The organism is Streptomyces sp. 17_S59 (genome assembly GCF_056930295.1).
The window spans coordinates 6,238,220-6,251,253 of sequence record NZ_JBXOWD010000001.1 but is presented as its reverse complement, the minus strand read 5'-3'; the positions used below and the strand labels follow the sequence as shown (position 1 = coordinate 6,251,253).

Here is a 13,034-nt window from a genome sequence, read left to right as displayed (position 1 = left end):
CAGCCCATGGCGAACATTGGCTTGCACCCCCCTGAACACCCTCTGAACTGGGGAAACTTGCTTCTGACGGAGCATCGTACGGCGTCCGGTGCCGACCCGGCCCGGAGGGCGTTCGCCGCACTTCGGTTCCCTCGAAGTGCAGGCAAGCGGAACCGGAAGTGGTCCCCTTGACTGTCCGACTTCTCCTCATGCAGGGTTAATCCCGGTGGAAGGGCCGCCTCGCCGTGGCGCTCTCGATGTCGTCTCAATGCGCCACATCCAGCAGCGATTTTGAGACTCCCCGGTGCGCCCGCATCGCATTTCCCGTACGCGGAACCGATCGCATGCGCCCGCCCCCACGTCGCCCTGCGCGGATTGCCCGCAGGGCTTTTCTTCGCCGGAAAATTCCATACCTATGAGGGTTGGTGCCATGTCTGTTCACGAGGACGCCAGTCGCGCGCTGTCGGGCGCACAGGAGGGCCTTTGGTTCGCCCAGCGACTCGACCCCGCGAACGCCGCCTACAACACCGGTGAGTACGTGGAGATCCACGGACCCGTCGACGCCGAGCTGTTCGAGAGCGCGCTGCGCCGCACGGTCGCCGAGGCGGAGACGTTCGGCCTCCGCTTCACCGAGGCCGCCGACGGTCCCCGTGGCACCCTGTCCCCCGCCGCCGACTGGCCCCTGCACTCCGTGGACGTGAGTGCCGAGCCCGACCCGCGCGCCGCCGCCGAGGCCTGGATACGCGCGGATCTGACCACGGCCGTCGACCTCACCGAGGGACCGCTCTTCACCCAGGCCCTCCTCAAGATGGCCGAAGACCACTGGATCTGGTTCCTGCGGGCCCACCACATCCTGCTCGACGGATACAGCTACAAGCTCGTCGCGCGGCGGCTGGCCGAAACGTACACCGCGCTCGTGGCCGGGGAGAAGGTGCCGGAGAACCCCTTCGCGCCCGTCGGCCGGCTCCTCGACGAGGAGGCCGCCTACCGCGCCTCCGAGCGCTTCGAGCGCGACCGCGCCTACTGGACGGAGCGGTTCGCCGACGCCCCCGAGGCCGTCGGCCTCACCGAGGGCACCGCCCCCGCCTCCGCCCCGTTCCTGCGCCGCACCACCGACCTCCCCGCGGCCGACGCCGAGCGGCTGTCGGCTGCCGCCGCCCGGCTCGGCGGCACCCGGACCGACCTGCTCCTCGCGGCCGTCGCCGGCTACCTGCACCGGGTCACCGGCACCACGGACGTCCTCCTCGGCCTGCCCACCATGAGCCGGCTCGGCTCCACCGCCCTGCGGACCCCCGGCACGGTCTCCAACATCCTGCCGCTGCGCATCGCCGTGCGCCCCGGCGACACCGTCTCCGGACTCGTCCGCACCGTGGCCGCCGAGCTGGCCGCCGTCCGCAGGCACCAGCAGTACCGCGGCGAGGACCTGCGCCGCGACCTCAAGCTCCTGGGCGGCGCCCGGCGGCTGTACGGCCCGGTCGTCAACCTCGTGCCGTTCTCCCACGAGCTGGGCTTCGCCGGGCACGGCACGACCTCGCACCACCTGACGGGCGGCGCGGTCGAGGACCTCCAGATCAATGTGCGCCCCGGCGCCGACGGCACCGGTCTGTGGCTCTCCTTCGACGCCAACCCCGCGCTCTACACCGAGGCCGAACTCGCCGACCACCAGGAGCGGTTCCTGCTCCTGCTGGACCGGCTCGCCGCCGCCGACGCCGACCTCCCGCTGGCCCGGACGAGCCTGCTCCGCCCCGACGAGCACCCCTCGTACGCCCCCGCCGGGAGCGCCCCGGCCGCGCCTGACGCCACCCTGCCCGCGCGCTTCGAGGCCCAGGCCGCCCGCACCCCCGAGGCCACGGCCGTCACCCACGAGGACACCTCCCTCAGCTACGCGGAGCTGAACGCCCGCGCCAACCGCCTGGCCCGGCTCCTCGTCGAGCACGGTGCCGGACCGGGCCGCGTCGTGGCCCTGGCCCTGCCCCGCTCCGCGGAGCTGACGATCGGCCTGCTCGCCGTGCTCAAGTCCGGCGCCGCATACCTGCCGCTGGACCCGGCCTACCCCGCCGAGCGCATCCGCGCCGTGGCCGGGGACGCCACGCCCGCGCTGCTCGTCACGGACGCGCGGACCGCACCGACGCTGCCCGGGACCGGGGCCACCGCGATCGTCCTCGGCGACGACGCCACCGACGCCGACCTGGCCGCGCGCTCCGCCGCCGACCTCACCGACGCCGACCGCCCGGCCCCGCTCACCCCGGACGACGCCGCGTACATCATCCACACCTCGGGCTCCACCGGCCGCCCCAAGGGCGTGGTGATCCCGCACTCCAACGTCATCCGGCTGTTCGAGACGTCCGCCGCGCACTTCGACTTCGGCCCGGACGACGTGTGGACGCTCTTCCACTCGTACGCCTTCGACTTCTCCGTCTGGGAGTTCTGGGGCCCGCTGCTGTACGGCGGCCGGCTCGTCGTCGTCCCGCACACGGTCACCCGCTCGCCCGGGGACTTCCTCCAGCTGCTGCGCCGCGAGCGCGTCACCGTGCTCAACCAGACGCCCTCCGCCTTCCAGCAGCTCGTCCAGGCGGACCTGGCGGGCGAGGGCGGCGGACTCGCCCTGCGCTACGTCGTGTTCGGCGGCGAGGCGCTGGAGCCCGCGCACCTGCGCCCCTGGATCGAGCGGTACGGCGACGACGCCCCCGCGCTGATCAACATGTACGGCATCACCGAGACGACCGTGCACGTCACCTACCAGCGCATGACGCGCGACCTCGTCGAGGACGCCCGGGCGCGCAGTGTCATCGGCACCGCGCTGCCCGACCTGCGCGTGTACGTCCTCGACCACTGCCTCCAGCCGGTGCCGCCCGGCCGGGTGGGCGAGATGTACGTGGCCGGCCCCGGCCTGGCCCGCGGCTACCTCAACCGGCCGGCTCTCAACGCCGAGCGTTTCGTAGCCGACCCGTTCGGCCCGGCCGGCGAGCGGATGTACCGCACCGGCGACCTGGCCCGCCGCTCGGCCGACGGCACCCTGGAGTACGCCGGGCGCGCCGACCACCAGGTGAAGATCCGCGGCTTCCGCATCGAGCCCGGCGAGATCGAGGCCGCGCTGGTGCGCCACCCCGCGGTCGCCCGGGCCGCCGTGGTCGCCCGCGAGACGGAGGGCGCCGCCGACCGGATGCTCGTCGCCTACGCCGTCCCCGCGCCCGGCGACCGCCCGGACCCCGCGGAGCTGCGCGCCCACCTGGCCGGGCTGCTGCCCGAGCACATGGTGCCCAGCGCCTGCGTCCTGCTGGACGCCCTGCCGCTGACCGCCAACGGCAAGCTGGACGCCAAGGCGCTGCCCGCCCCGGACTTCGCGGCCGCCGCCGGTGGCCGGGCCCCGGCCACCGAGGCCGAGGCCCTGGTCTGCCGCCTCTACGAGGAGCTGCTGCGGCTGCCCGAGGGCACCGTCGGCACCGACGACAACTTCTTCGACCTGGGCGGGCACTCGCTGCTCGCCACCCGGCTGGTGACCCGGCTGCGCGCGGCGACCGGCGCCGAGGTCGCCATGTCGGTCGTCTTCACCACGCCCACCCCGGCGCAGATCGCCGGGCACCTGCCCGAGTCCGCCGCGGCGGCGGCGCGGCCCGCGCTCGTACCGGCCGAACGGCCCGGGCTGATCCCGCTGTCCTTCGCCCAGCAGAGCATGTGGTTCCTCAACCAGCTGGACGCCTCGGCCGCGACGTACAACATCCCGCTGGTCGTCCGGCTGACCGAGGAGATCGACCACGACGCCCTGCGGGCGGCCCTGGCCGACGTCACGGACCGGCACGAGAGCCTGCGCACCCTGCTGCCCCAGAGCGGCGGCGCCCCGCGCCAGGAGGTCCAGGCGCCCGGCACCGTGCGTCCCGCGCTGCAGGTCGTGGACTGCCCGGCCGAGGAGGTCGAGGCCCACGTCGCCGCCGCCCTGCGCCACCCGTTCGACCTGACGCGCGACACCGCGCTGTGGGCCGGCCTGTACGGCACCGGGGCCGCCCGGACGCTGGTCGTCGTGCTGCACCACAGCGCGGCCGACGGCTGGTCGCTGCGCCCGCTGGCCGAGGACCTCTCCACCGCGTACGCGGCGCGCCTGGCGGGCCGCGAGCCGCAGTGGGAGGCGCTGCCGGTCCAGTACGCCGACTACGCGCTGTGGCAGCGCGACCTGCTCGAAGGACAGGCGGACGGCACCGGGCTGATGGGCAGCCAGCTGGAGTTCTGGAAGGCCGCGCTCGACGGCCTGCCGGAGGAGACCGCGCTGCCCACCGACCGGCCCCGCCCGCAGGTCCCCAGCCGCCGCGGCGGCGGCGTGACGGTCGACGTCGCCCCCGGGCTGCACCGCGAGCTGCTGCGGCTCGCCGACGACAGCGGCGCCAGCCTCTTCATGGTGCTCCAGGGAGCCCTCGCCGCACTGCTCACCCGCTGGGGCGCGGGCACCGACATCCCGGTCGGCACCCCGGTGGCGGGCCGCGTCGACGAGGCCCTCGACGACCTGGTCGGCCTCATGGCCAACACGCTCGTGCTGCGCACCGACACCTCCGGCGACCCGGAGTTCCGCGAACTCCTCGCCCGCGTCCGGGACTTCGACCTGGCCGCGTACGACCGGCAGGACCTGCCCTTCGACCGGCTGGTGGAGGTGCTCAACCCGGCCCGCACCGCGGCCCGGCACCCGCTGTTCCAGGTGATGCTGGCGCTGCAGAACAACACCGAGGCCGTGCTGCGTCTGGGCGGCAACGCGGCTGCGCTGAAGCCCACCCCGACCGGGACCGCCAAGTTCGACCTCTTCCTCGACGTGGTGGAGCGCCACGGCGCGGACGGCGCCCCCGAGGGCCTGGACTGCCACGTCGAGTACAGCGCCGACCTGTTCGACCGGGCCACCGCGGAGCGCGTCGCGGCCGCCCTGCACGCGCTGCTGACCGCCGTCGCCGCCGACCCCGCGCTGCGGATCGGCGCCCTGCCCGCCCCGGAGCCGCGGCCCGCCGGTGACCGCGCGACGGGCACGGCGTTCGACGCGGCCCCGCTGGAGGGCGAACTCCTCGCCCAGGGCGGCATCCGCGACTGCGTGGTCCTGCCGCCCGCGGCGGACGGCGCCGGACGGCCCACCGTCCTGGCCGTCCCCACCCGGGCCGCCGCGGCCGAGCAGGCGGCGCAGACGCTGCGCCGGACCGCCGCCGACCCGGAGCGGGCCCCGCGTGTGGCCGCCGTCACCGACCTGCCGCGCAACGCCGACGGCACCCTGGACACGGCCGCCCTGGAGCAGCTGCCCGTCGTCGACGCCGAGGCCGCCGAGCAGTGGGAGCGCGGTCTGGCCGCTCTGCCGGGCGTCCGCTCCGCGACGGTGGCCCTGGAGGAGATCCCCGAGGAGCTGGGCCGCCGCTACGTCGGCACGGCGTCCGCACGGCAGTCCGCGGACGCGCAGACCCCCGCCGCCACCGCGGCCGGCGCCACCGTCCCCGCGCTCAGCGAGGGACCCGCGCTGCCCGAACTCACCGCGCACACCTGGGCGGAGGCCCTGCGCCGGGCCGCCGCGGGCGGCGACCACGCCGAGGTCGTCCACGTGCGCGCCGACGGCACCGAGACCCGCCGCAGCTACGCCTCGCTCATCGAGGAGGCGTCCCGGGTGCTGGGCGGCCTGCGCGCACTGGGCCTGCGCCCGGGCGACCAGGTGATCCTGCAGTGCGAGGACACCGAGGACTTCCTCGCCGCCCTGTGGGGCTGCATCCTCGGCGGCTTCGTGACCGTGCCGCTGACCGTCCCGGCCTCGTACGAGACCGCCTCGGCCCCGCTGACCAAGCTCGAGGGCGTGTGGCAGATGCTGCACCGCCCGTGGATCGTCACCTCGTCCTCCGGCGAGGCGGGCCTGCGCGGCCTGGCCGAGCGGCGGAACTGGCCCGGCCTGCGGCTGACCACGGTGGACGCGCTGCGCGAGGGCCCGGCGGACGCCGACTGGCACGAGGCGCGCCCCGAGGACATCATCCTCATGCTGCTGACCTCCGGCAGCACGGGCCTGCCCAAGGCGGTCCGGCTCAGCCACCGCAACGTGCTGACCCGGGCGGCGGCCACCGCGAAGATGAACTCCCTGACCGAGCACGACGTCTCGTTCAACTGGATCCCGCTGGACCACGTCACCGGCGTGGTGATGTTCCACCTCCGGGACGTCTACCTCGGCTGCCGCCAGGTCCACGCGCTCACCTCCTGGATCCTGGAGGAACCGCTGCGCTGGATGGACGTGGCGGACCGGCACCGGGCCAGCATCATCTGGGCGCCCAACTTCGCCTTCGGCCTGGTGTCCGAGCAGGCGCACCGTATGGGCGACCGGCGCTGGGACCTGTCGCCCGTGCGCCTGGTGATGAACGCGGGCGAGGTGGTCGTCGCCGCGACCGCCCGGGGCTTCCTCAAGACCCTCCAGCCCTTCGGGATGCCGCAGGACGTCATGCACCCGTGCTGGGGCATGTCCGAGACGTCGTCGGTGGTGACGGACACGATCCTGCCCGCCGAGGCCCCCGAGGGCGAGGAGCTGTTCGTCAGCTGCGGCCTGCCCTACCCGGGCTTCGCCATGCGGATCATGGACGACCAGGACAACCTCGTGGCCGAGGGCACCGTCGGCCGTCTCCAGGTCCGCGGCACCACCGTGACCACCGGCTACCACGACAACGACAAGGCGAACGCCGAGTCCTTCACCGACGACGGCTGGTTCGAGACCGGCGACCTGGCCTTCCTGCGCAACGGCGAGATGTACATCACCGGGCGCGCCAAGGACGTCATCATCGTCAACGGCGTCAACCACTACAGCCACGAGATCGAGTCCTGCGTCGAGGAACTGCCCTACGTCGTACGGAGCTTCACCGCGGCCGTCGCGGTGCGTACCGACCCCACGGCGAGCACCGACGAGCTGGCGCTGTTCTTCCACCTCGAGCCGGGCCAGGACGTGACCGCGGCGCTGCGCGCCATCCGCGGCAAGGTCACCCGGGAGATCGGCGTCAGCCCGGCCTTCCTGGTGCCGGTCGAGGCGGCGGTGATCCCCAAGACCGAGATCGGCAAGATCCAGCGGACCCAGCTGCGCAAGCGGTTCGAGTCCGGCGAGTTCGACGCGATCGTGCAGAACTCCGAGATCCTGCTGGGCACCGCCGCGACCGTGCCGGACTGGTTCCTGCGCCCGGTGTGGCAGCGCGCCGAGCGCCTCCACCGGCCGGCCCGGACCGCCGGCCACACGCTGGTCCTCGCCGGGCGCCACGCCCCGGCCGCCGCGCTGGCCGGGGCCCTGGCCGCGGGGCTGCGTGCGGAGGGCGGGCTGTGCACGGTCGTCACGGCCGGTGCGGAGTTCGCCCGCGGCGACGCGGCGGGCTACCGGGTGCGGATCGACGCGACGGAGGACTACGAGCGGCTGCTCGACGCCCTGGCGGCGGACGGCCGCCCGGTCGACGCCGTCGTCCACCTCGGGGCACTCGGCGGCCTGCAGGGCGAGCCGGACTCCGTGGAGGCCCTGCTCGACGCCCAGCGCGACGGCGCCGACAGCCTGCTGTGCCTGACCCGCGCCCTGACGGACCGTCACACCACGGACCGGCGGATCACGCTCCACCTGGTGACCTGCGGGACCCAGGCCGTGTCGGCCGAGGACCGGCCGTCCTACGCGCATGCCGCCGCGAGCGGTCTCCTCAAGTCCCTGGGCGAGGAGCTGCCCTGGCTGCGTACCGGGCACGTCGACCTCGACGGGACGGGCGACGACGCCGTGGCGTTCCTCCTCGCGGAGATCGCGGCTCCCCCGGCCGACGCCGAGGTCGCCCACCGCGACGGCGGGCGCTGGGTGCGCCGCCTGGCACCGCTGCCGGAGCCGCTGCCGCGCATCGAACCGGCCGCGACCGAGGGCTTCCACCTCATCAGCGGCGGCCTCGGCGGAGTCGCCGTGCGGCTGGCCGAGCACCTGCTGAAGACGCCGGGCACCCGGCTGCTGCTGATCGGGCGCACCGAGCTGCCCGAGGAGCACACCTGGGAACGGCACCTCGCCGAGGGCGGCGAACTCGCCCGCCGCATCGAGGCCTACCGCAGCCTGCGCGAGCAGGGCGACGTGCGCTACGCGACCGCGGACATCACCGACCCGGGCCAGGTGCGCGCGGCCGTGGACAAGGCGCGCGGCGAATGGCCGGCCCCGCTGGCCGGGGTGCTGCACCTCGCGGGCCGCTTCGACCAGCGGGCCGTGACGGAGTACGACACGGGCGAGTGGCGCGCCGCGCTGGCCGCGAAGGTCACCGGCGGCTGGGTGCTGCACCGGCTGGCACAGGAACAGCAGGCGGCGTCGTTCGTCTCCTTCTCCTCGGTCAACGGCTACTTCGGCGGTGCGATGAGCGGCGCCTACTCCGCCGCGAACGCCTTCCTGGACGCCCTGGCCGTGCACCAGCGCGGTGCCGGGCTGGACGCCCGCAGCCTGGCCTGGAGCATGTGGGACGAGCTGGGCATGAGCGAGGGCTACGGCCTCAAGGCCCTGACCGAGGCGCGGGGTTACCGCGTCCTGGACCCGGCCTCGGCCCTGCGCTCCTTCGACCTGGTGCGGACCCTGGACGAGGCCCATGTGCTGATCGGGACCGACCGCCGGGCCCCCTGGGTGCGCAGCCACGTGCTCGCCCCGGCCCGCCCGGTGCACCGGCTCGCGGGCCGGGTGGCGCTGGAGGACGGCGCCGACATCGGTGCCCTCCACCGTGCCGCCGCCGAGGCGGCCGGCTCCGCCGAGGGCTGGGTGCTGCGGGCCGCCGGTTCCTCGGCGACCGCGGCGGGCGGCGGGGCGGACGAGTCCGCCGACGTCCGCCGCCGGCTGGAGGAGACCCTGTCGGCGATCTGGTCCCGCGTCCTGGAGCGCGACCGCGTGGGCGTCGAGGAGAACTTCTTCGACCTCGGCGGCCACTCGCTGCTCCTGGTCCGCGCCCAGGCCACGGTCAACGAGGAGCTGGGCTGCGAGCTGACGGTCGTCGACCTCTTCGCCCACCCCACGATCCGGGCCCTGGCACGGCACCTCGCCGACGCCGGCTTCGCGCCCGGCGGTGCGCAGGCCGCACCGGCGGCCGGGGCGGCCGGGGCGCCCGAGGCCGGTACGCCCGCCGCCGCGCCCGCGACCGGCATGGACCGCGCCCGGCAGCAGGCGGAGCGCCAGCGCGCCGCCCGTGCCGCGCGCCGCACCACCAAGAACAACAAGAGCAAGGGTCCCCGCAACGATGGATGAGACAGCAGAGAGCGAGTACGGGGCCGACCCCGCCATCGCCGTCATCGGCATGGCGGGCCGCTTCCCCGGCGCCGGCACGGTCGAGGAGTTCTGGGAACTCCTCGCCACCGGCCGGGAGTCGATCCGCCCGGTCACCGACGAGGAGTTCCTGGCCGCCGGGGGCGACCCGGCCGACCTGGACGACCCCGACCTGGTGCGGATGGCCTCCGTCATCGAGGGCATCGACCGGTTCGACTCCGGCTTCTTCGGCTACAGCCCCGCCGAGGCCGAACTCGTCGACCCCCAGCAGCGGCTGCTGCTGGAGAGCGCCTACCACGCCATGGAGGACGCCGGGTACGCGACCGGCCACGGCGACCTCCAGGTCGGCGTGTACGCCGGGGCCGGGGACAGCCGCTACTACCCGGCGCACGTCCACCCGCGCTTCGCGGGGCAGAGCGGCTCGGTGGCCCTGGTCCACGCGGCCACCAGCAACTCGCTGGGCACGCTGGCCACCCGCATCTCCTACGAGCTGGGGCTGACCGGGCCGAGCCTGTCGCTCCAGACGGCGTGCTCGACCGCCCTGGTGGCGATCCACACCGCCTGCCAGGACCTGATCGACTACAAGTGCGACATGGCCCTGGCGGGGGCCGCCTCGATCAACCCGTCGGCGCTGCTGGGCTACCGGCACGTGCCCGACGGCCCGTTCTCCCCGGACGGCCGCTGCCGGGCGTTCGCCGCGGACGCGGCGGGCACCTCCTCGGGCGACGGCGTGGGGATGGTCGTGCTCAAGCGTCTGGAGGACGCACTCGCCGACGGCGACCGCATCCGGGCCGTCGTCAAGGGCTCCGCCATCAACAACGACGGCCGCCGCAAGGTGGGCTTCACCGCGCCCAGCCCCGAGGGCCAGACCGAGGCGATCCTGGCCGCCCAGGCGGCGTCCGGGGTCGGCGCGGACACCATCGGCTACGTGGAGGCGCACGGCACGGCCACCCGCATCGGCGACCCCATCGAGGTCGCCGCGCTGACCCGGGCGTTCCGGGAGAGCACGGACGAGCGGCAGTACTGCGCCCTCGGCTCGGTGAAGACCAACATCGGGCACCTGGGCGCGGCCGCCGGGATCGCGGGCTTCATCAAGTCCGTGCTGGCCCTGGAGCACCGGCAGATCCCGCCGAACCTCCACTTCGACGCCCCCAACCCGCTGATCGACTTCGCGTCGGGCCCCTTCCGGGTGCCCACCGCCCTGGAGGACTGGCCGTCCGGCGCCGAGCCGCGCCGGGCCGCGGTCAGCGCCTTCGGCGTGGGCGGCACCAATGCGCACGTCGTCCTGGAGGAGGCTCCGTCCTCGGAGCAGGACCCGGAGCAGGACCCGGCGCAGGACTCCCCCGCGGGCGACCGCGCGCCGCGCTGGCGGGTGCTGCCCCTGTCGGCCCGCACCCCGGGCGCCCTGCGCGGGCAGGCCGAGAACCTCGGGCGGCACCTGGCCGCCCACCCGGAGCTGGCCCTGGCCGACGTGGCGCACTCCCTGCGCACCTTCCGCCCCGCCATGCCCCACCGGGCCGCCGTGGTCGCCGAGTCCACGGCGGACGCCACGCGCGTCCTGGCCCACCCGCTGCCGGTACTCCCCGAGGTCCGGGGGGACGGCGACGTGCCCGTGGCATTCCTGCTGCCCGGCGGCGGCACCCAGTACGTGGGGATGGGCGCGCAGCTCTACCGCGACCTGCCCGTCTACCGGGACGCGGTCGACCGCTGCGCGCGGATCCTGGAGCCCGTCCTGGGCCGCGACCTGCGCACGGCGCTGTACGAGCACACCGAGCCGGGCAGCGTCGACGCCTTCCTGGGCCTGGTCGTCACCGAATACGCCCTGGCCACCACGCTGATGGAGCACGGCGTGCGGCCGGCCGCGTTCATCGGCCACTCGCTCGGCGAGTACACGGCGGCCTGCCTCGCGGGCGTGATGTCCCTGGAGGAGATGCTGCCGCTGGCCGCCGAGCGGGTCCGGCTGATCATCTCCCAGGGCGGGGCCACCGTCGGCGTGGCCCTCGGCGAGGACGAGCTGCGCGGCTACCTCACCGACGGCCTCTCGCTGGCTGCCGTCAACGGCCCGGCGGCGTGCACCGTCGCCGGCCGCGAGGAGGCGGTGGCCGAGCTGGAGCGGCGGCTGCTCGCCGACGATGTGACGCACCGTCGGCTGCGGATGCCCGCGGCCGCGCACTCCCACGTGCTCGACCCGGTGCTCGGCGCCTTCGCCGAGCGGCTGCGCACGGTCACCCTCAAGGCGCCGCAGATCCCGTTCGTCACCAATGTGACGGGCACCTGGATCACCGACGAGCAGGCGACCAGCGTCCAGCACTGGGTGGATCACACCCGGAAGACGGTGCGCTTCGCCGACGGCATCGCGGCGCTGTGGGAGCGCGGCAACCCGCTGTTCGTGGAGATCGGCCCGGGCGACGTGCTGTCCAAGCTGACCCGTGCCCGGCTCGACGGCGAGCCCGTGGTGACGGTAACCGGCATGCGGCACGCCAAGGCCGAGAGCCCGGACGGTCAGGTGCTCTGCGAGGCGCTCGGCCGCCTGTGGGCGGCGGGCGTGGTCGTCGACCTGACGTCTTCGGAGGACGAGGACGGAGAGCCGCGGCGGGTACCGCTGCCGGGCTACGCCTTCGAGCGCCGCCGCCACTGGATCGACGCGCCTGCGGCGAAGCCGCGCGACCGGGCGGAGGACGAGGCTGCGGCTGCGGCTTCCGTCGGCCGTGCGCCCCGCCCGCACCTGGTGACCGAGTACGTCGCCCCGCGCACCGCGCTGGAGCGCAGCGTGGCGGCGGTGTGGGAGGAGGCGCTCGGCATCGAGGGCATCGGTGTCCACGACAACTTCTTCGACCTCGGCGGCGATTCGATGCGGGCGGTCGTGCTGGCGGGCCGCCTGCGCACCGCCGCGGTCCTGGAGGTACCCGCCGCGGCACTGCTGGCGGCCCCCACGGTCGCGGGCCTGCTGGCCCGGGCCGGGCACGGGGGCGCGGGCCGGGACGCCTACGCCCCGGTGCTCCCGCTGCGCAGCGAAGGCGACCAGCGCCCGCTGTTCTGCATCCACCCCGGCGGCGGCATCGCCTGGCGCTACACGGGCCTGCTGGCCCACCTGGGCGAGCGGCAGCCGGTGTACGGCATCCAGGCCCACGGCCTGGACGGCACGACCCCGGTGGCGGCCGACGCGAAGGCGATGGTCGACTCCTACGTGGCCCACCTGCGCGAGGTGCAGCCCGAGGGCCCGTACCGGATCCTGGGCTGGTCGTACGGCGGTGTCGTGGCCCAGGCGATGGCAACCGCGCTGCAGCGCGAGGGCGAGGAGGTCGAGTTCCTGGCCCTGCTGGACGCGCCGCTGACCCATCAGCACGTGCCCGTACCGGAGGAGACGGAGCGTCAGGTCGCCTCGCTGCTGCTGCGGGTCGCGGGCGTCGACGTCCCGGCGGGCGGCACGCCGATGTCGGTCGCCGAGGTGCTGGAGCGGCTGGAGCGGGACGGCACGGCGGAGGGCGGCGCCTCGGCGGTGACGCCGGAGGACGCGGCGGTGATCGCCAAGGTGATGCGCAACAACCTGGACATCGCGCCCGGGTTCGCCCCGGAGGTCTTCCACGGCGACGTGCTGTTCTTCAGCGCTACGGGCGATGCGGTGGATCCGGAGCGGGCGGCGGACCTGTCGCTGGCGAGGGAGAAGGCCGACGGCTGGCGCCCGTACGTGGACGGCACCCTGGAGGACCACGGAGTGCCCTGCGGCCACTACGAGATGACCGAGCCCGAACCGATGGCGCGCATCGGCGCGGTACTGGCGGCGGCGCTGCGGCCGTCGGACGACTGAACTGATCTGAGAGGA

2 protein-coding genes are annotated in these 13,034 nt (G+C 74.9%); both read left to right on the top strand.

The features are described 5' to 3' along the window. Positions 1-409: 409 nt before the first annotated feature. Positions 410-9,193, top strand: coding sequence for an amino acid adenylation domain-containing protein (locus tag AC1Z4A_RS28250; RefSeq protein WP_483682686.1), 8,784 nt, complete (start codon positions 410-412; stop codon positions 9,191-9,193). Beyond that, a complete protein-coding gene (locus AC1Z4A_RS28245) occupies positions 9,186-13,019 on the top strand; it encodes a type I polyketide synthase (RefSeq protein ID WP_483682685.1) in 3,834 nt (1,277 codons plus the stop codon). Before AC1Z4A_RS28250 ends, AC1Z4A_RS28245 begins: the two co-directional genes overlap by 8 nt. The last annotated feature ends 15 nt before the right edge of the window (positions 13,020-13,034 follow it).